This window comes from Flavobacterium anhuiense (assembly GCF_001705175.1).
In the GTDB taxonomy this organism is placed as follows: domain Bacteria; phylum Bacteroidota; class Bacteroidia; order Flavobacteriales; family Flavobacteriaceae; genus Flavobacterium; species Flavobacterium anhuiense.
Map to the genome: position 1 here is coordinate 1,021,109 of NZ_CP016907.1, position 21,260 is coordinate 1,042,368.

17 protein-coding genes and 2 tRNA genes are annotated in these 21,260 nt (G+C 33.9%); 9 read left to right on the top strand and 10 right to left on the bottom strand.

The features are described from left to right. Positions 1–66: 66 nt before the first annotated feature. Genes galE through BB050_RS04320 form a run of 3 tightly spaced genes read right to left on the bottom strand, consistent with a single transcriptional unit; the run spans position 67 to position 2,674 of the window. Positions 67–1,083: a UDP-glucose 4-epimerase GalE gene (gene galE, locus BB050_RS04310; RefSeq protein WP_066032742.1), complete on the bottom strand. Its 1,017-nt coding sequence runs from the start codon at positions 1,081–1,083 to the stop codon at positions 67–69. Between the two features lie 14 nt (positions 1,084–1,097). Next, positions 1,098–1,538 carry a nuclear transport factor 2 family protein gene (locus tag BB050_RS04315; RefSeq protein ID WP_066032743.1) on the bottom strand — a complete coding sequence of 147 codons (441 nt, stop codon included), beginning with the start codon at positions 1,536–1,538 and terminating at the stop codon, positions 1,098–1,100. A 2-nt stretch (positions 1,539–1,540) separates the two neighbouring features. Then, on the bottom strand, positions 1,541–2,674 hold the full coding sequence (locus BB050_RS04320) for a DegT/DnrJ/EryC1/StrS family aminotransferase (protein WP_008467258.1): 1,134 nt from the start codon (positions 2,672–2,674) through the stop codon (positions 1,541–1,543). A 136-nt stretch (positions 2,675–2,810) separates the two neighbouring features. Here BB050_RS04320 and BB050_RS04325 point away from each other — a divergent pair, with 136 nt between their 5' ends. Continuing rightward, the gene (locus BB050_RS04325; RefSeq protein ID WP_066032744.1) at positions 2,811–4,040 is read left to right on the top strand and encodes a 3-deoxy-D-manno-octulosonic acid transferase; all 1,230 of its coding nucleotides are present in this window, start codon (positions 2,811–2,813) and stop codon (positions 4,038–4,040) included. Between the two features lie 337 nt (positions 4,041–4,377). Beyond that, on the top strand, positions 4,378–4,593 hold the full coding sequence (locus BB050_RS04330) for a PG1828 family lipoprotein (protein WP_008467260.1): 216 nt from the start codon (positions 4,378–4,380) through the stop codon (positions 4,591–4,593). Positions 4,594–4,731: 138 nt separating this feature from the next. On the opposite strand, the gene BB050_RS04335 is transcribed toward BB050_RS04330, so the two are convergent. The 4 genes from BB050_RS04335 to mutS all read right to left on the bottom strand — a co-directional run bounded on the left by BB050_RS04335 (position 4,732) and on the right by mutS (position 8,280). After that, positions 4,732–5,115, bottom strand: coding sequence for a DUF1508 domain-containing protein (locus BB050_RS04335; protein WP_066032745.1), 384 nt, complete (start codon positions 5,113–5,115; stop codon positions 4,732–4,734). 222 nt (positions 5,116–5,337) lie between these two features. After that, a tRNA-Leu gene (locus BB050_RS04340) sits at positions 5,338–5,423 on the bottom strand. A gap of 15 nt (positions 5,424–5,438) precedes the next feature. After that, a tRNA-Gly gene (locus BB050_RS04345) sits at positions 5,439–5,511 on the bottom strand. Between the two features lie 162 nt (positions 5,512–5,673). Further along, positions 5,674–8,280 (bottom strand): DNA mismatch repair protein MutS, encoded by a 2,607-nt coding sequence (mutS, locus tag BB050_RS04350; protein WP_066032746.1) that lies wholly within the window; start codon positions 8,278–8,280, stop codon positions 5,674–5,676. 158 nt (positions 8,281–8,438) lie between these two features. Between mutS and BB050_RS04355 the strand changes: the two genes are divergently transcribed. From BB050_RS04355 to BB050_RS04370, 4 genes are all read left to right on the top strand, one after another. Continuing rightward, a complete protein-coding gene (locus tag BB050_RS04355) occupies positions 8,439–8,870 on the top strand; it encodes a DUF1573 domain-containing protein (RefSeq protein WP_008467274.1) in 432 nt (143 codons plus the stop codon). Between the two features lie 75 nt (positions 8,871–8,945). Then, a complete protein-coding gene (locus tag BB050_RS04360; RefSeq protein ID WP_008467275.1) occupies positions 8,946–9,482 on the top strand; it encodes an RNA methyltransferase in 537 nt (178 codons plus the stop codon). A 42-nt stretch (positions 9,483–9,524) separates the two neighbouring features. Beyond that, the gene (locus BB050_RS04365; protein WP_066032747.1) at positions 9,525–11,708 is read left to right on the top strand and encodes an Ig-like domain-containing protein; all 2,184 of its coding nucleotides are present in this window, start codon (positions 9,525–9,527) and stop codon (positions 11,706–11,708) included. A 2-nt stretch (positions 11,709–11,710) separates the two neighbouring features. Then, complete coding sequence (locus tag BB050_RS04370; protein WP_066032748.1) at positions 11,711–12,061, top strand: MmcQ/YjbR family DNA-binding protein; 351 nt, start codon at positions 11,711–11,713, stop codon at positions 12,059–12,061. Positions 12,062–12,063: 2 nt separating this feature from the next. Here the strand turns inward: BB050_RS04370 and folK are convergent, their stop codons facing one another. Next, positions 12,064–13,200 (bottom strand): 2-amino-4-hydroxy-6-hydroxymethyldihydropteridine diphosphokinase, encoded by a 1,137-nt coding sequence (gene folK, locus BB050_RS04375; RefSeq protein ID WP_066032749.1) that lies wholly within the window; start codon positions 13,198–13,200, stop codon positions 12,064–12,066. Between the two features lie 138 nt (positions 13,201–13,338). Here folK and sppA point away from each other — a divergent pair, with 138 nt between their 5' ends. The 3 genes from sppA (at position 13,339) to BB050_RS04390 (ending at position 18,838) form a co-directional block, all read left to right on the top strand. Continuing rightward, entirely contained in the window at positions 13,339–15,096 is a 1,758-nt protein-coding gene (gene sppA, locus BB050_RS04380) for a signal peptide peptidase SppA (protein ID WP_066032750.1), read from the top strand. 12 nt (positions 15,097–15,108) lie between these two features. Further along, on the top strand, positions 15,109–16,056 hold the full coding sequence (locus tag BB050_RS04385; RefSeq protein WP_066032751.1) for an alpha/beta hydrolase family protein: 948 nt from the start codon (positions 15,109–15,111) through the stop codon (positions 16,054–16,056). Between the two features lie 175 nt (positions 16,057–16,231). Beyond that, positions 16,232–18,838 (top strand): AsmA-like C-terminal region-containing protein, encoded by a 2,607-nt coding sequence (locus BB050_RS04390; RefSeq protein WP_066032752.1) that lies wholly within the window; start codon positions 16,232–16,234, stop codon positions 18,836–18,838. A 234-nt stretch (positions 18,839–19,072) separates the two neighbouring features. On the opposite strand, the gene BB050_RS04395 is transcribed toward BB050_RS04390, so the two are convergent. Next, a complete protein-coding gene (locus BB050_RS04395; RefSeq protein WP_066032753.1) occupies positions 19,073–20,155 on the bottom strand; it encodes a glycosyltransferase family 9 protein in 1,083 nt (360 codons plus the stop codon). A gap of 248 nt (positions 20,156–20,403) precedes the next feature. Further along, a complete protein-coding gene (locus BB050_RS04400; protein WP_066032754.1) occupies positions 20,404–21,198 on the bottom strand; it encodes a DUF2797 domain-containing protein in 795 nt (264 codons plus the stop codon). Between the last annotated feature and the right edge of the window lie 62 nt (positions 21,199–21,260).

Sequence of the window (21,260 nt, forward strand, 5' to 3'; positions counted from 1 at the left end):
CTAAAAAAAATCCCAAACTATATTGCTATAATCTGGGATTTTAAAAATTTATAATTTTATTAAAAATTACTTATTCCTCACTTTTTGTTCCCATTTCCAAGCACTTGCCATCGCTTCGTCCAAACTTAGTTCAGCCTTCCATCCTAAGACATTATTTGCCTTGTCTGTATTTGCATAAGCCTCAGTAATATCACCTTCACGACGAGGCATCATCTTATAAGGCAATTGTTTACCGCTGACTTTTTCAAAACTATGAATGACTTCAAGAACAGAACTTCCTTTTCCTGTTCCTAAGTTGAAAGTCTCCACTTTTGCCAAATTCTTTTTATTCAACAAACGCTGTAACGCAATTACGTGTGCTTTCGCTAAATCTACTACGTGAATATAATCGCGAATTGCAGTTCCGTCTGGCGTTGGGTAATCATTTCCGAAAACAGATAATTCCTGACGTAGACCCACTCCCGTTTGTGTAATAAATGGAACTAAGTTTTGAGGAACCCCCAATGGCAATTCTCCAATTTCTACAGATTCGTGCGCTCCAACTGGATTAAAATAACGCAATAAAATAGCGCTGATATTGGTAACTTTAGCTGTATCTATAATAATTTCTTCTCCAATCTGTTTTGTATTTCCGTAAGGAGACATGGCAGTTTGAACCGGAGCATCTTCTGTAATTGGCATTTTTTCAGCTTGACCGTAAACTGTACAAGAAGAACTGAAAATAAAACTTGCTTCAGGTTTTTGCTGTAATTCCTGTAAAAGATAAACTAAACTGCTAATGTTGTTTTCGTAGTACAACAATGGTTGTTCAACACTTTCGCCAACAGCTTTTGAAGCTGCAAAATGAATAACCCCAGTAACATCATTATGTTTTTTAAAGAAATCCCGAACATCGCTTTTTTCTCTTAAATCAATTTTTTCGAATAACGGCGTTTTTCCCGTAATCGCTGTAATTCCTTTTAAAACATCTTCTGAAGAGTTTGAAAGATTATCAATAATCACTACCTCGAAGCCTTCATTTTGCAATTCGACTACGGTGTGGGAACCGATAAACCCTAATCCTCCTGTTACTAATACTTTCATTTTGTGGTTGTTTGTTATGTAGTTAATTTATATGCTTGTCTGGCAATAAGAATCCATTTATTTTTTTGTTTCTGCCAAACCAGCATTATTCCTATTTTAATATCTCGATCTATACCATCATCTTTGGTATGAGCCGATAAAACATGCCGAACAATAGCAACATCATTCTGAATTGTTATAGTTTGGTTTTGAAAATCGATAGATACAAAATCAGATTTTCCGCTAACTATTCCCTCTATAAATTCAGCTTGATTTTGAAAATTGCCATTAGAATGAACATAATTTAATTGATCAGAAGTCAGTGCTTTCAACTTCGCTCCGTCAGCATCAATCATTGCCTGACGCAATATTTCAACCTGACTTTTTACAGCATTCTCTTCTTTAGCGTTCGTTTTTTGAGCAAAAACCGAATACTGAAAAAATACCATTAAAAGTAAAAGACCAACTCTTTTCATTTTTATTTATTCAAAAATTCTAAAACAGAATCGGTAATAAATTTAATTTGTTCGTCGTCAAGTTCAGTATGCATTGGCAAAGCAATTACTTCTTGCACTAATTGGTTTGTAACTGGAAATTGCTCCTCTTTATAACGTGGATCTAAATACGCTTTTTGTGAATGCAACGGAATTGGATAGTAAATCGCACATGGAATTCCTTTATCCAATAAATGTTGCATTAAAGCATTTCTATCTGCATTTAAAATTCTCAGCACATATTGATGGAACACGTGGTCATTTTCGTTTGCATCAAAATCTGGTGTAATGATTTTTGCATTTCCCGCGAAAGCTGCATTATATTTTGTTGCCGCCAAACGACGCGCTTTATTATATTCATCCAAAAGAGGCAGCTTTGCATTTAAAACTCCAGCCTGAATACTATCTAAACGAGAATTCACTCCAACAACATCATGGTGGTAACGCTCATACATTCCGTGATTTACGATTCCGCGAATGATGTGAGCCAATTTATCGTCATTTGTAAAAATTGCACCTCCGTCTCCATAACATCCTAAATTTTTAGATGGGAAGAAAGAAGTTGCCGCAACGTGACCGATTGTTCCAACTTTGCTTTTTGCTCCAGATTTAGAAACATAATCAGCTCCAATTGCCTGAGCATTATCTTCAATTACATATAGATTATGCTCTTTAGCAATTTCCATGATCGCATCCATATTAGCTGCACGCCCAAATAAATGAACCGGAACAATCGCTTTTGTTTTTGGCGTGATCGCTTTTTTCACTGCATCAATATCGATGTTCATATTGTTCAAATCAACATCAACTAAAACTGGAGTTAATTGCAATAAAGCGATCACCTCAACCGTCGCTGCGAAAGTAAAATCGGCCGTAATAACCTCGTCACCTGGCTTTAAATCCAACCCCATCATGGCAATCTGCAACGCATCTGTACCATTTGCACACGGAATAACGTGTTTTACCCCTAAATAATCCTCAAGATTTTTTTGAAACTGATGAACTAAAGGTCCGTTGATGTAAGTATTTGTATCTAAAACTTCTTGAATTGAAGCATCTACAGTAGATTTTATTTTTTCGTATTGACTCTTTAAGTCAACCATTTGTATTTTTTTCATTTTTGAATGTATTTAAAAATTAAAGACGCTGTTTTCAGACAGAAATCTCTAAAAGGAGGAACAAAAATAGTTATTAATAGCTTCAAACCAATGAAAATAGTCGAAAGAAATGTAATTTAGCTGCAAAAAAAATTACATGCTTTTTTTATACAATCTAACCATCTACATCGCAGGATTTTTCTTAAGAATTATAGCGTTATTTAGTCCGAAAATTAAGCTTTTTATTGAGGGACGAAAAAATGTGTTTTCAATTTTAGAAGAAAAAATCAAAGCAGAGGACAAAACGATTTGGTTTCATTCAGCCTCTCTCGGAGAATACGAACAAGGACTTCCTGTTATAGAAAAAGTCAAAGAAAAATATCCTCAACATAAGATAATTGTAACTTTTTTTTCTCCTTCTGGATATGAAGTGCGTAAAAATAACACTGTCGCAGATGTTACCGTTTATTTACCGCTTGATTCCAAAAGTAACGCTAAAAGATTTTTAAAATTAGTTCATCCCGAACTTGCATTTTTCATTAAATATGAATTTTGGCTGAACTACTTAAAGGAACTAGAAAAAAGCAAAACGCCTACTTACTTGATTTCTGGAATTTTCAGAGACAATCAGATGTTTTTTAAATGGTATGGCGGTTTCTACAGAAAAGCTCTAAATGCCTTTACTTATTTCTTTGTTCAAAATGAAAAATCAAAACAAAAAATTGAAAGTCTAGGTTTTAAGAATGTAATTATTTCTGGCGATACTCGTTTTGATCGTGTAAACGCTATATTAGAAAGAGACAACCGACTGGATTATGTTGAAAATTTTAAAAACGGCCAGCTTACGATAGTTATTGGAAGTTCATGGCCAAAAGATGAAATTTTAATTGCAGAATACATTAATCAAGCACCCGATAATGTAAAATTTATAATTGCACCACACAATATCAAACCAGATCAAATATCAGATCTTCTATCAAAAATCACAAAACCGACAGTTTTATTCTCAGAAAAAGAAAACAAAGATCTTTCAACCTATAATGTCTTTATAATTGATACAATTGGAATCCTTACTAAGATTTATAGTTATGGAACCATAGCTTATGTCGGCGGCGGATTCGGAAATCCTGGAATACATAATATATTAGAACCTGCTACTTTTGGCATCCCGATCGTGATTGGACCAAATTATTCCAATTTCGCAGAAGCAGTTGACTTAGTGGGCATTGGCGGCTGCATGCCAATTTCAACAAATACTGAACTTAAAGCAATTTTTGACCGATTACTAAACGACAAAAACTTTTTGGCCGAAAAAAGCGAAATCTGCAGGTCATTTATTCAAAATAACAAAGGAGCTACTGAGACAATCATGAAACGCATTTCATAATCTTTTACAGTTGAAAAAAGTGCTAAATTCTAAAAAACAACAACAAGATCTCCTTTTTTGCTTTTAAAAGATTCTAGCAAATAGTCTTAAAAAACAAAATAAACTATTAGTTAGAGAAATAAAACAGCCTAATTTTATAAAGATTCTTCAACGAAAATTATTTCGCCAAGAAATTAGATAATTTAAGAAAAAATTATAATTTTGGCATATTCTTTGATAAATAAGATAAACGTGAGCAAGGAAAATATTTTAAAAAAAAAGTGAAAAAATATTTTACATATTAAAAAATTTATATCTTTGCCACGAATTAATAATTAACCTTTTATAATAAAGTAAGATGAAAAAAGTATTTTTAAGTTTAGCTGTTGTTGCTGTATTAACTGTTGTATCTTGTAAAAAAGCTGACGCTGCTGCTGAAGCTCCTGCTGTAGATTCTACTGCTGTTGCTGTTGATTCAGCTGCTGCTGTTGTTGATTCTGCTGCTGCAACTGTTGATTCTGCTGCTGCTAAAGTTGATTCTGCTGCTGCTAAAGTAGAAGAAGTAAAAAAATAATTAGAACCTAAGTTCTAACGATTTTAAAACCATCTTTTTAGATGGTTTTTTTTTGTGATTAATATTTCTATTAATCCACAACAATAAAAAAAAGCGTCTGTATTTACAAACGCTTTTTTTTATTACCCATATCTTTTTTTACTCCGCAGCTTCTTCCATTTCCTCTTCAAGCTCTTCATCACCAAAAATCGATTCACTCGAAGAAAAATCCAAAATCTCCGACTTGGAAGAGTATGTTACAATTTCTTTTATCCCTTTTTGCAAAAGCAATTCCGTACTGTATTTTCGACTTGTAGCAAAGTGAACATCACCAAGCATCAATTTAAAAAAATACTTCCCTCCAGAACCTTTAAATTTTAAAAATTTCGCAAGATCAATATTCGCTTTAAACCTCTCAATATCCTCTTCACATTCAAACCTCAATTCATAGCTTAAACTTGTAAAAATCACCTTCCCTTTTCGAGAAGTAAACGTAAACTTATATTCATCATTAAATCGCTTGCTAATTACAAAAGCACCCATTTATAAATTTTAGATTTTTAAAGATTATTGATTTTAGATTTTTTTCTGAGATTCTGAGATTCTGAGATTCTGAGATTCTGAGATTCTGAGATTCTGAGATTCTGAGATTCTGAGATTCTGAGATTCTGAGATTCTGAGATTCCCTAAAATAAATTTACTGCGCAAATTTATTTTCTGCAAGTCTGCAAATAAAAAAAGCCTCTTCAAAAGAAGAGGCTTTAGTACTCAGAGCGGGACTTGAACCCGCACGAACATTGCTGTTCACTGGATTTTAAGTCCAGCGTGTCTACCAATTTCACCATCCGAGCATTGTATGGTTTTAGAGCGAAAAACGGGGCTCGAACCCGCGACCTCGACCTTGGCAAGGTCGCGCTCTACCAACTGAGCTATTTTCGCATTTTCAAATTTTACTAAGAACCGCAACACTTGATTTGTTTCGTATTGCGAGTGCAAATTTAGGACATTTATTCAATTACACAAGCGTTTTTTCAAAAAAAAATCGACTTATTTTATAACATTCTGATAACCTAAAGTTTAAAATTGAAAATTTTTTGAATTTTATTTTTTAACCAGCATTCTTTTGATCTCATTCAGTTTCATCAATGCTTCTACCGGTGTAATGGTATTAATATCGAGATTCAAAATCTCTTCTTTTATCTCTTCTAGCAAAGGATCATCAAGATTAAAAAAACTCATCTGCATTTCTTCATTTGCCGATTTTATTCCATTCAAAGCATCACTAGAATGATTCTTTTCTAATTTCTTTAAAAGTTTCTGAGCCTTCGAAATAACCAGCTGAGGCATTCCAGCCATTTTTGCCACGTGAATTCCAAAACTATGCGCACTTCCTCCTTTCACCAGCTTTCTAACAAAAAGAACAGTATCTTTTAATTCTTTTACTGCCACATTGAAATTCTGAATTCTCGGCATCGATTCAGTCATTTCGTTCAGCTCGTGATAATGCGTTGCAAAAAGTGTTTTTGCTCTTCCTGGATGTTCGTGCAAGAATTCTGCAATTGCCCAAGCAATTGAGATTCCATCATAAGTACTGGTTCCTCTTCCAATCTCATCTAGCAACACCAAACTTCTATCTGATAGGTTATTCAAAATAGAAGCCGTTTCATTCATTTCGACCATAAAAGTAGATTCTCCCATCGAAATATTATCTGAAGCTCCTACTCTGGTGAAAATCTTATCTACAATTCCCATTCTAACGCTATCAGCAGGAACAAAACTTCCCATCTGAGCCAAAAGCACAATTAATGCCGTTTGCCTTAAAATAGCCGACTTACCCGACATGTTAGGCCCGGTAATCATGATAATCTGTTGCATTTCTCTATCTAAGAAAACATCATTTGCAATATATGGCGTACCAACAGGCAATTGTTTTTCAATTACGGGGTGTCTTCCGTTTTTGATATCCAACTCAAATGAATCATCAATTTCAGGCTGTACATATTGATTTTCGACAGCCATTTGCGTAAACGAACATAAACAATCCAACTGCGCAACCAAATACGCATTCATTTGAACAGGTTTGATGTAAGTAGAAATCCAAGCTACTAATTGCTCAAAAAGCTCGCTTTCTATTTTATAGATCTTTTCTTCTGCTCCTAAAATTTTGGTTTCGTATTCTTTTAATTCTTCGGTAATATAACGCTCTGCATTTACCAAAGTTTGTTTACGAATCCATTCTTCTGGAACTTTATCTTTATGCGTATTTCTAACTTCAATATAATATCCGAAAACATTATTAAAAGAAATTTTCAGCGAAGAAATTCCTGTTCTTTCCGATTCACGTTTTTCGATTCCTTCCAAGAATTCTTTTCCAGAAGTTGAAATAGAACGCAATTCATCTAATTCCTCATTTATTCCTGCTACTATCGCATTTCCTTTTGAAATGGCAACTGGCGCATCTTGATTTAAAGTCGTTTTGATTTTTTCTCGAAGCAAATCGCAAGCGTGCAAACTATCTCCAATTACTTTTACCGCTTCCTGCGGACTTTCAAGCGCAAGAGTCTTAATTGGAATAATGGCATCTAAAGACTCTTTCAAATACACTATCTCTCTTGGCGAAACTTTTCCCGCAGCAATTTTAGAAATCAAACGTTCTAAATCTGAAATCTGCTTGATTTGATATTGGATATTATGAAGGATTTCAGGATTTGATTTTAAATACGCCACAACTTCATGTCTGCTTTTTACCTTGTTCGCATCTTTCAAAGGTAAAGCCAGCCATCGTTTTAGCAAACGTCCTCCCATTGGAGAAAGCGTTTTATCAATCACATCCAAAAGCGTCACTGCGTTCGGATTATAACTGTGATATAATTCTAAGTTTCTAATCGTAAAACGATCCATCCAAACGTAGGCATCTTCTGCAATACGCTGAATTGCTGTAATATGCTGCACACGATTGTGTTGCGTCTCTGACAAATAATACAAAATTGCTCCAGAAGCAATAATTCCTTCTTTTAATTCTTCAACACCAAATCCTTTTAAAGAATTGGTCTGAAAATGCTTCGTCAAGGTTTCTAAAGCATAGTCTTCTTTATAAATCCAATCTTCTAGAAAAAAGCTATGAAAATCTTCTCCGAAAGCAGTTTTAAAGTCATTCTTACAAGTCTTTGGAACTAAAACTTCACTTGGATTAAAGTTTTGTAGCAATTTATCAATGTATTCTGCATTTCCCTGAGCCGTTAAAAACTCTCCTGTAGAAACATCTAAAAATGAAATTCCGATATTTTTATTAGCAAAATAAACAGATGCTAAGAAGTTGTTTGATTTTGACTGCAAAACCTCATCATTCAGAGAAACTCCAGGAGTAACAAGCTCCGTCACACCTCTTTTTACGATTGTTTTGGTCATTTTGGGATCTTCCAGCTGATCACAGATCGCCACACGAAGTCCGGCTTTTACCAGTTTTGGCAAATAAGTATTTACAGAATGATGCGGAAACCCAGCCAGCGCTGTTTCGGTATCAGACCCTGCTCCTCTTTTAGTTAAGGTTATCCCTAAAATTTTTGAAGCTCTAATGGCGTCTTCCCCAAAGGTTTCATAAAAATCTCCTACTCTGAAAAGCAGACATGCATCAGGATATTTAGCCTTGATTTCGTTGTACTGTTTCATTAAAGGTGTTTCCTTCACCACTTTCTCTTTAGCTGCCAAATTATTATATTTTTAAATGAAAAATTAAGACAGCGAATTTATGATTTTTTGGTGGCATATCGAAAGCTTCAAAAATTAAAATATTTTAAGATTTTTTTAGTTACTGATTTAAGAATTTTATATAGCTTTGTTTATCATTTAAAAAAAGACCCTTAAAGATGAAAAAAATAATTTTATTCGCTATGTTGGCTGTTGCTGGTATCACGGCTACAAATGCACAAACAACTAAAAAAGCTAAAGCAGCTAAAGTTGCTAAAGTTGAAGGAGCAGGAATGCTTTTCGAAACTGAAACTATTGACTACGGAACCATCGCGCACAATGCTGATGGAAAACGTGAGTTTGTTTTTGTTAACAACGGAACTAAACCATTAATCATTACAAACACTCAAGGATCTTGCGGATGTACTGTTCCAACTACTCCAAAAGAACCAATCGCTCCAGGAGCTAAAGGTGTTATTGGTGTAAAATATGCTACTGACAGAGTTGGTGCTTTTACAAAAACTGTAACTGTTACTTCTAACGCAGAAGGACAACCAACAAAAATCCTTACTATTAAAGGTACTGTTTTACCAGATCCAGTAAAAAGCTAATCTGAAAAACATTTAAAATAATGAAAAAGCTTCCTTATCTTTGGAAGCTTTTTTTATGACTACAATTCAAAAACAATGAGAAAACTCGAAAACAGCGAACTTGACCGTAAATCAATTGAAGATTTTAAAAAATCGGAGAAAACTCCTTTAATCTTGGTTTTAGATGATATTCGAAGTCTGCACAATATTGGTTCTGTATTTAGAACAGCTGATGCGTTTTTGATTGAAAAGATAATTCTATGCGGTATTACTGCCACTCCTCCAAACAAAGAAATTCATAAAACAGCTCTTGGCGCAACTGAAACTGTTGCATGGGAACATCACGAGAATGTTTTGGAAGTAATTGAAAATTTGAAGAAAGAAAATGTTTTAACAATGGCTATCGAGCAAGTTGAAAGCTCGGTATTTCTTCAGGATTTCAAAATTGAAAAAAATCAGAAATATGCTTTAGTTTTTGGAAATGAAGTTTATGGCGTATCGCAAGAGGCCGTTGCCATCTGTGATGGGTGCATTGAAATTCCTCAGTTGGGAACAAAACACTCTCTTAATATTTCTGTAAGTGCCGGAATTGTCGTTTGGGATTTATTTCAAAAAATAAACTGGCCTGAATAAAAATTTATTTTTTTATTCTCAATTTATTGATATTTTTAGCGAATGAAGAATATCAAATTAACAGCATTTGCCGTTTTACTTTCCGTTTTAAGTTTTAATTTTTCTAATGCAAATGAAAAATCAAAAACTTTTAACAAAAAGAATATATACTTTTCAAAACCTATCGTAAATTCAAAAATAAAAAAACAAAAGAAAAGCGATTTTGCCATTGACCCTCCAAAACTTATTGCGCAAGGAGATCAATTTTACTGCCCACAAACATCTATAAAGATTGTAACCGACTTTACAATTAATCATGATATAGCCGAAAATGGGACACAAGTACTTTATATTCAGATTTCGTCTGGATATTCAAATGGCTTTGACCGATTAGAACTAACAAATCCGACCTTGCATCCTAATATTGTAACCAGTTGGGACGCTACTTCCGGAAAGCTAAAGTTGTCGGGAACAACTAATGCTGACATTCCTTATGATGATTTTGTTTCAGCAGTAAAGGATGTTGTATTTACCAACTCTTCTGCAACAGCTAATGGAACAAGAACATTTTCGATTACTATTGGACAAGCCAATTATTTGCCATCTACTGGACATTACTATCTCTTTATCCCAAATGTGGGTGTAACTTGGACAAGTGCACGAGATTTAGCCGCATCAAGCACCTATTATGGTCTTCAAGGATACTTAGCCACCATTTTATCTGCTGATGAAGCAAAACTAATTGGTGAGCAAGCTTCTGGAACTGGATGGATTGGAGGAAGCGATGCTGAAACTGAAGGTATCTGGAAATGGGTTACCGGCCCTGAATCTGGAACTGTTTTTTGGAATGGCAACGCAAATGGTTCGACTCCTAATTTTGCTTTTTGGAACACAGGCGAACCTAACCAACAAGGTGATGAAGATTATGCCCATATCACTCAGCCTGGTGTTGGAATAAGAGGTTCTTGGAATGATTTATCAAATACAGGAGATGCCACGGGTAATTATCAGCCAAAAGGCTATGTGGTGGAATATGGCGGAATGCCAGGAGAAGCTCCGTTAGAAATTGCCACAAGCACCAAAATTACCATCCCTACAGCAACTCCAGCTATTGATCCAACTCCAGTTTGTGATTCGGGAAGCTTTACCTTTAATGCGACTGCAACTGCTGGTACGACAATTAGATGGTTTGATGCCGCTGTTGGAGGAAATTTATTGGCAACTGGCCCAACATACACTACACCACCAATAAACGCAACTACAACTTATTATGTTGATGCTGGTTGCGAATCTAACCGTAAATCAGTAAAAGCAACTGTATATCCCACTCCTGCAATTCCAGTAGCCGAAAAAGACACTTATACAAATTGCGGTCCAGGAACTCTAACGATTAAAGCAACTTCAAATATTGGAACTATAAACTGGTATACTTCGGCAACTGGTGGAACAAGCGTTTTTCAAGGAACAACTTTTACAACTCCAACAATTTCATCCAATACAACTTATTATGCTGAAGCTTCAAATAATGGATGCACAAATCCAACTAGAACTCCTATAGACATTGTAATCTATACGCCTCCAACTGTTACAGATGAGACTTTGACTCTTTGTCAATTTCAATCCATAACATTAGATGCGGGAATTCCTGGAATGAATTATTTATGGTCAAATGCTAATGAAACTACTCAACAAATTACGGTTACCAAAGAAGGAACCTATACTGTTGTTGTTACAAGTCCTGAAAACTGTTCGAGCACAAAAACAATTGTAGTAGAAGAACACAAGATTCCGCAAATTGCACGTGTTGATGTTGAAGGAACAAGAGCTATTATTTATCCTGTAAAAGAAGAAGATTATTTTGAATATTCTGTTGATGGTGTCAATTATCAAAACTCTACTGTTTTTTACGATGTTCCTGGCGGATTGCAAACTGCTTATGCACGAGAAAAAAATGGATGCGGAGGAACTATCAAACAATTTGTAGTACTTGCTTTTCCTGCATTTTTTACGCCAAACAATGATTCATATAACGATGTTTGGGAGGTTACCGGAATGGAAAATTATCCTCAAGCTGTCGTTACAATTTTTGATCGCTACGGAAAACTAATAGCTCAATTAAGCCGTTTCAAAATGAGTTGGGATGGCACTCTAAACCAAGTTCCGCTTCCCGCATCTGATTATTGGTACGCTTTAAAAGTAGACGATTCAATGCCGGTTTTAAGAGGACATTTTACATTAAAAAGATAATTATGAATATAGAAACCATTCGAGAAATCTGTCAAAAACTAACTGGCACAACTGAAGATATTAAATGGGAACACGACCTAGTATTCTCTGTGGGCTCAAAAATGTATTGTGTTGTTGGGCTTGACCAAAATCCCACTTCTGCTTCATTTAAAGTTTTGGACGAAGAATTTGAGGAAATGAGCAATAGACCTGGATTTAAACCTGCGCCTTATGTTGCCAAATACAAATGGATTTTAATTGATGACATTACTAGAATGAAACAATCAGAATGGGAGAAATACATTCAGCAGTCTTATCTTCTTGTTCAGGAAAAATTATCTGCAAAACTTAGAAAACAACTCGGAATAATATAAATTTAAGAAGCTATTTTATTCTTAATTTCATTTAAGATATAAAGATAATCTTCGTGGTTTTTTACAAAATCACGGTCAGAAACATCAATAATTAAAACATTCAAATCGGTTTGGGATTTTATATATTCTAAATAACCGTTATTGATTTTTTCTAAATAAGCAGCTTCAATATTCTGTTCATAAACTCTTCCGCGCTTTTTGATATTTTGAAGAAGGCGATCTGTATTTTGATATAAATAAATATACAAGTCTGGCTTTGGCATTTCTTTGTAAATAATATCGAATAGATTTCTGTACAAACGATATTCATCTTCTGCAAGCGTTATTTTAGCAAAAATCAGAGATTTAAATATATGGTAATCAGCAACGATAAAATCTTTAAACAAATCAAATTGCGCCAAATCATCGGCTAACTGCTGATAGCGATCGGCTAAAAAAGACATTTCTAAAGGAAACGCATATCGGCTTTGATCTTTGTAAAACTTTGGAAGAAACGGATTATCAGCAAATCTTTCTAAAACTGTTTTCCCATTAAAATCCTCTGCAATTTTATGCACCAAAGTAGTTTTTCCTGCTCCAATATTGCCTTCAAAAGCAACATAATTAAATTGGTTTAACGGAATTTCCCCAATCGGACTTTTCAAATCCTGAACAACTGTACATACACTGTCGTCTGTAGTAATGGCAATCAATTCTGAAACTGTTTTCTGCAAAATCGGATGTTTCCAATTTAACTTTAAATCTTGCATTGGCAGTAAAACAAAATTTCTATTCTGCATTAATGGATGCGGAACCTGAAGTTTTTCTGTATCAATTATTTCAGCATCAAAAGCAATCAAATCAACATCAATAATTCTAGACTGATACCCTTCTTGATTCAAGCGGATTCTTCCCAGTTCCTTTTCGACTTTTAAAATTTGATTGAGTATTTTTTGTGCAGATGAATAGGTATGCAAAAGAAGTGCGCAATTATAAAAAGCATCACTCTCAAAACCCCATGCAGGAGTCTCGTAAAGTTTTGAAACCTGAATGACAGTTCCCACATTTTGGTGTATTAAATCAATACATTTCTGAATGTTTTCTAGTCTGCTGCCTTGGTTGCTGCCTATCGATAAAACGACTTGATGCTGTAATTTCATAATTAATGCAAATTAACTAAAACTATTTTAGAATTAACCAATATATTTGTGAAACGACGTCTCAAATCAAATCATAAATTTAGATGTCTAATTTGTAACAATTTGCCCTTTTTCGCTACTTATTAAAAAAATATACATATGAAGTTTTTAGGAAATGTAATTGCCACAGTAATTGGTATTTTTGTTTTTATTATGCTCTTCTTTTTTGGAGTAATCTTTATCGGAGCCATTTTTGGCGGAGACGACACGGTTTCTGTTAAATCTGATTCGGTTATTGAATTGAACTTAAAAGAAATCAAAAACGATTACGCAGGAAAATACAAAGATCCGTGGGTAACTGTTTTTTCAGACAAAAAAGGCATTGGTCTGACCGATGTTATTAATGCTATCGAAGTGGCAAAAACAGATGATAACATCAAAGGAATTTCGATTTTAAATGACGAATCTTCTCTTGGTCTTGCTCAATATAAAGATTTACGAAATGCTCTTGAAAGCTTTAAAAAATCTGGAAAATTTGTCTGGGCCTATGCCAATACTTATTCTCAAAAAGAATATTATTTAAATTCTGTTGCTAATACGATTTATATAAATCCAGCAGGAGATTTAGATTTTAAAGGTCTTTCTTCTGAAGTTATGTTTTTCAAAGATTTTCAAGATAAATCTGGAATCCACATGGAAGTAATTCGCCACGGAAAATACAAAAGTGCCGTTGAGCCTTTCTTAGAAAATAAAATGAGCGATGCCAACAGAGAACAGATTACTGCACTTTTGAACTCTATTTGGGCTACCGTTTCGGCTGATATTTCAAAAAGCAGAAATATTCCACTTCCTAAACTAAACGAAATTGCAAACGGGCTTCTGGCAAGAACTCCAGAAATGGCCAAACAACAGCATTTGGTTGATATTGTTGCTTATGAAGACGTTTACCATGATGCGATTAGAAAAGCCTTAAAGGTAGACAAAGACGAAGATTACAATAAAATCTCGATCACAGATTATACTCAAAATCACGTAACAACAGCTTTAGCTAATACTGCAACAGATCAGATCGCTATTATTTACGCTCAAGGCGAAATTGGAAGCGGCGAAGGAGATGTAAATACGATTGGAGAAGGTTCGATGAGACGTTCTCTACAAGAAGCAAGAAAAAATGACGATGTAAAAGCGATCGTTCTTAGAATTGACAGCCCAGGCGGAAGCGCTCTAACATCTGATTTAATTTGGAGAGAAATAGAAATCACGAAAAAAGTAAAGCCAGTTGTGGTTTCTATGGGGAATTATGCTGCATCTGGCGGTTATTACATCGCTTGTAATGCCAATAAAATCTTTGCTGAAAACAACACTATCACAGGATCTATTGGAGTTTTCGGAATGTTGCCAAACTTTAGTCCATTGGCTAACAAATTAGGAATCAATTCTGAGCAAGTTAAAACGCATGAAAATGCTGCAAACTATAGTCCATTTTTACCTGTCGATGAAAAATTCAAAGCGTTTACTTTAGAAGGAGTAGAAAAAATTTATAACACATTTGTAAGCCATGTTGCTGAAGGCCGCAAAATGTCTTTTGCACAAGTTGATTCTATTGCTCAAGGTAGAGTTTGGTCTGGAACTGAAGCTTTAAAAATTGGTTTGGTTGATAAAATCGGCGGCTTGAATGATGCGATTGCTGAAGCTGCAAAAATCGCTAAAGTGAAAAAATACAGCACTCAGAATTATCCTGAATATGAAAAAACCTTAAACGATCTGTTGGGTAATCTCCCTTTTGCAAAATCGAAAGAAGCGTTTATAAAAGAAGAAATTGGAGAAGAAAATTATCTTCTTATTGAACAGGTGAAAAAATTCCAAAAACAAAAAGGAATACAAGCCATATTGCCTTACGGAATCAATATTTATTAATTGGATTAAAAGATGAATAAAGTAATTCTTTTTCTAACGGTTTTGTTTTGGAGCTTCTTAAACGCCCAAACCAAAAAAGAAATCACGTTTAAGGAAACGCCAGCGATTTTAAAAATAAATAACGATCAGATTTTTGGTACGCTGACAACGCCAGATTTGACCAAAAAGTTCCCAGTTGCTTTAATCATTGCGGGTTCTGGCCCAACAGACAGAAACGGAAATAATCCGATGATGAAAAACAATTCGTTGAAAATGCTGGCAGAAGCGTTGGCCAAAAACGGAATTGCATCATTGCGTTACGATAAAAGAGCTATTGGGGAAAGTAAAGCAGCAGGCGGATCTGAAAGCAGTCTAGTTTTTGAAAACTACATCCAAGATGCCAAAAGCTGGATTAATTATTTAAAACAAGATAAACGTTTTTCTAAAATAATTATAATTGGACACAGCGAAGGTTCTTTAATTGGAATGGTTGCCAGTGCAAAAGCCGATAAGTTTATTTCGATTGCAGGCGCAGGCGAACCAGCAGATCAGATTTTAAAAACACAGATTGGAGCGAAGTCAATGAAACAGCTTAATGACATGACTTTTCCAATCATTGACAGCTTAAAAAACGGATTTGAGGTAAAAAAAGTAGATCCAATGTTGAATTCTCTTTTTAGACCAAGCGTTCAGCCTTACCTGATTTCTTGGTTCAAATACAATCCGCAGACCGAAATACAAAAACTTACTATTCCTATATTAATCGTACAAGGAAACAAAGACATTCAGATTGCAGTAAAAGATGCCGAAAACCTAAAACAAGCCAGCAAAAATGCAGATTTGCAGATTATTGACAAAATGAACCATATTATGAAAATTATTGATGGCAATCAGGAAGATAATATGGCCAGTTATAATAATGAAACACTTCCAATTTCTGAAGTCTTAGTTGAGAAGATTGTCTCTTTTATTGAGAAGTGATAAAATAAACAGCCTAAAAAATCCGTTTTGAAAATAATTCTCAACGGATTTTTTTATTTCACAAATTTTAATAAAATTCCTACACAATTAAGAAAACTTTATCTTCAAACTCTAGTAAAAAAAACTATTTTTGCAGGAGTCGATTTTAAAAATGTAAACCCTCAAATCTATTTATATGCTAAAAAAAGTTCTAAAAATAAGTGCCATAGTCCTTGTGGTATTTGTTGCTGCATTATTTGCCATTCCGTTTTTGTTTAAAGACCAGATTAAGGCTAAAATTGTCGAAGCCATTAACGAAAGTGTTGATGCTAAAGTAAGTTTTACAGATGCTGATTTAAGTTTGTTTAAGAATTTTCCAAACGCAACAGTTGGAATCGAGAAATTAGTCATCATCAACAAAGCTCCTTTTGAAGGCGACACTTTGGTTTCATTAGGAGAATTGAATTTAAAAATGAGCATTAAAGAACTTTTCAAAGGAAAAGATGAACCTTTAAGCATTCAGGGAATTAGTTCTACAAACGGATTAGTAAATATTATCTTCAATAAAGATGGTATCGGAAACTTTGATATTGCTCTAAAAGACAAAAAAGAAGAAAATGCCAAAGACGAAGCAAGCAAACCTCTTGCCTTGAAAATTCAAAACTATAAAATTGAGAATTTTACTTTTAGATACATCGATCAAGGTTCTAAAATTAAAATGGTAATTGACAGTTTAAACCACGAAGGAACTGGAGATTTTACCAATTCAAAATTAGATCTGGCTACAAAATCTACTGCAAAAGTTTCATTGGACATGGATAAAATAAATTACATGAAAAATGTGAAACTAACTTTAGACGCTGTCCTTGGAATCGATTTAGAGAAAAGCAAATATACTTTCAAAGAAAATAAAGCTTTAATCAATCAATTGCCTTTAGAATTCGACGGATTCATTCAAATGGCAGAGAAAGCTCAGATTTACGACTTAAAGTTTAAAACTCCTACTTCATCTTTTACCAATTTCTTAGGCTTAATTCCTTCGGCTTACGCTGCTGGTTTAGATGGCGTAAAAACAACTGGAGATTTTACCGTAAATGGTTTTGCAAAAGGGGAACTTACAGATACAACTGTACCTAAATTTAATATTGAAATCGCATCAAACAATGCTTCTTTCCAATATCCAAACCTTCCAAAATCGGTTCAAAATATTGTAATTGATACGAAAATCATTAACGAAACTGGAATTTTAAATGATACTTATGTGAACCTAGACAAGCTATCATTTAGAATTGACCAAGATGTTTTCAACGCTAAAGCGAATATCAAAAACATTACTGTAAATCCTATTATCGATGCGGCTTTAAAAGGAACAATCAACTTAGCTAATCTTTCAAAAGCGTATCCAATTAAAATGGATAAACCTTTGGCGGGTATTTTAAAAGCAGATGTTACTACCAATTTTGATATGGCTTCTGTAGAAAAGAGCCAGTACCAAAACATCAAAAATGCTGGTACAATGAGCTTGTCAGGATTTAAATATACTGATGAAAACAATAAATCGATGAACATCAGCACAGCGTTGGTCGAATTCAATCCGAGCAAAATTAACTTAAAGCAGTTTGATGCTACGACTGGAAAAAGCGATATCAGTATTAACGGAGTTTTAGAGAATTTCTATGGTTTTATGTTTAAAAAACAAGAACTGAAAGGAAACTTCAATATGAGCTCAAACCAATTAGCTGTTGATGATTTCATGACTGCTGGCGAACCTGCAAAAGAGGAAACCAAAACTCCTGCAAAACCAGCTGATGCAATGAAGATTCCTGCTTTCTTAAACTGTACGTTAAATGCAAAAGCAACAACAGTTTTATATGACAATCTGAAACTAAAAGATGTTTCTGGAAGATTGCTTATTAAAGATGAAAAAGCAACGCTTGAAAACTTTAAAACAAACATTTTCGGAGGGTCTATCGGTCTTAACGGAGCGGTTTCTACAAAAGAAAAAGTGCCGACTTTTGACATGAATTTGGGTTTCAATCAAGTTGATATTGCACAGACTTTTACACAATTGGATATGATGAAAAAAATTGCGCCAATTGCCGGAATCATTAACGGAAAACTGAATTCGACTATCAAACTGAATGGTAATTTGGATGCAAAAGAATTGACACCAGATTTAAAATCGATTTCAGGAGACTTATTAGGTCAGCTGTTATCTACTACGGTAAATGCCAAAAATTCAACAGTTTTAAATTCACTTACTTCAAACGTGAAGTTTCTGGATCTAAACAAATTGAATCTAAACGATTTAAAAATGGCATTGACTTTTGATAACGGAAAAGTAAATGTTAAACCGTTTGATATTAAATACCAAGACATTAAAGTAAGCGTTGGCGGAACTCATGGCTTTGACCAAACCATGAATTACAATCTAAAATTTGATGTTCCTGCCAAATATTTAGGAACTGAAGCTAATAATTTAATTGCGAAAATGTCTCCTGCAGACGCTGCAAAATTAGATAACATTCCAATTAATGCTTCTTTGACAGGGAATTTTTCAAATCCTAAAGTCAGTACAGATATGAAAGCTGCTGTTAGCAATTTGACTACGCAATTAGTCAACCAGCAGAAAGAAAAACTGACTCAAAAAGGAACTTCAGCACTTACAGATTTGATCAACAAAAACACTAAAGCAAAAGATACGACTCAGGCTGCTAAAACTGAAAAAGAGCAAAAAACTCAGGAAGTAACTAAAAAAGCAAGTGATTTATTGAATGGATTGTTTAAGAAGAAGAATCCATAAAGAAAGATGCTGAGATGCTAAGCTTCTAAGATACTGAGTTTATTCTAAAGCTAAAAAATCTTAGAATCTTAGAATCTTAGAATCTTAGAATCTTAGAATCTTAGAATCTTAGAATCTTAGAATCTTAGAATCTTAGAATCTTAGAATCTTAGAATCTTAGAATCTTAGAATCTTAGAATCTTAGAATCTTAGAATCTTTAAAAAAAATCCTGTTCATTTTGAACAGGATTTTTTTTATATCGCTTTTGACAAACCATTCAATCTACCGTTATTTAAAATAGTATTTATCGTTTTTATGTATTTCTTTTTCGTGTAGAGATTTACATCTATCCCAATGCTGCAATTATCGTACGGCTCATATTTTTTCAAATTTGATACGGAAAACAGCCCAATAGTTGGTGTATGTACCGCACTCGACAAGTGCATAATGCCACTGTCTGCACCAATAAACAACTCTGCATTTGCAATAACAGATCCTATTTCGCGAATATCTTTACTATAAAATGATGGTGCTTTAAACCCGATTTGCGATACATTTTCTACCGGCAGAATTTCAATAATATTATAATCTTTATATTCTGCAGTAAGCTGAGAATAAAATTTTTCCCACCACTCTTCCGAAAGACATTTTGCTCCTGTCGCATAAGTAAAAATGCAAATCGTTTTTTTATCGTTGTCTGTAATTTCTTTTAGTTTTTTTCTACCTTCTGTAATTTCAGAAGCAGACAATTTGAGATCTATAGGCGCAATTATTTTATTGCTGTTTGTTGGCAACCTAAGTTTTGATAAAAAATTTCGAAAATTATAGACTGGATATTTTGCAATGTGTTCAAAATCATTCTTTTGTTCTACAGACTCATCGATGGAATCTCCAAAAAACTTGTATTTTGCATTTGAAAATTGAACTGCCAATCGGCCCGAAGAAGAATTTTGATCTACATTAATAGCTAAATCGTAGTGTGCTTTTTTTAATGAAATCCAAACTTTTGAGTATTCTACCAAACTTTTAAATGGCTTTTTAGGCAAATGAATTATTTTGTCAACGCTATCATATTTTTCAAAAATAATGGGAGCTAATGTGCCTTTTACAAATAAATCGATTTTACAATTTGGAAACATTTCAGACACTTCTTGAACGAGTGGGGTAATCAATAAAAGGTTACCTAACCTTCCATTTGGTCTGCAGATAAGAACTTTTTTGATTTCACTCTTGTCGACCAAAATAAAATCGTCCTGTATATTTGCTTTTCCAACATTCTTTGTCAGGTTCCGCATTATGTTTCTTCTGTGTACATTAATTTTGCTTAAAACACTCATTTATGGAATAATTTAGGGGGATTACAAATCTCAATTAAAATTTAAAATAGTGGCAAACTCAAATCTACCTCCTTTTATTTTCTAAAAATAAATTCTTCCAATAAGCATTTGTTACAAAATTGTAACGAAATGTATCAATATTTACATCTTTTTGTTTTTGGAATTGAGTTAAAATTACAATAAATTATAATATATTTAACATTTTAATAGACGTATACATAAAAATTATCGACAAATACCGACTAAACCTAGACATTAATTGTGACAACATAACCTTCAGAACCGCGGATATTAAATACTGTTCCGTTCTCAAATAACAAATACTGGCCTTTAATCCCCGTTAGTTTCCCACTGAAAGAAGGTGTTTTATCTAAATTTAAACTATTCACTTTTGCAGGATAACTTAAAACTGGATATTGAAGTTCGTAAACATCATTTTTTTGAGCATAAAAATAATCTTTAACTTCTGACGGAATCAAACTTTCGATTTTGGCTTTTTCTGCAATCAGGTCAAAAGTCTCAACAGAATTTTGCAGCATTTTTCTCCAATTCGTCTTATCTGTATAATGATCTTTTAACGCCACCTCTGTTATTCCAGCCAAATATCTGTTCGGAACCTCAACAATTGCAATAGCTTGCGAAGCGCCTTGATCTATCCAACGAGTTGGCACTTGGGATTTCCGCGTTACACCCACTTTTATCTCACAAGCCGAAGCCAAATACACAATGTGGGGCTGTAACTGCGCTTTTGATTCGTATTCTAAATCTCGGTCTGCAATTCCTAAATGTGCTGTACTCAATTCTGGCCTCATAATCCAATCTCCAACAGCTGGACTTGAATAAAAGCATTCGTAACAAAAACCTTGTCGGTATATTTTTTTCTTCTTCCCGCAATTCAAGCATTGACAGCCTACAAAATTGATTTCAATTTCTTTGTCTAATAATTGATTCACATTTAAGAAACTATCTTCGAACACCAAATAATATTGAATTGGACTTCCAAGTTCAGTTTGCATTTTTGTCAGTACGCCTTGATATTGCATTCGTTTTTTTTTATAATTGCTGATTTAGATTTATCAAAAGATTTAAAATTTTTTGTGTTAAA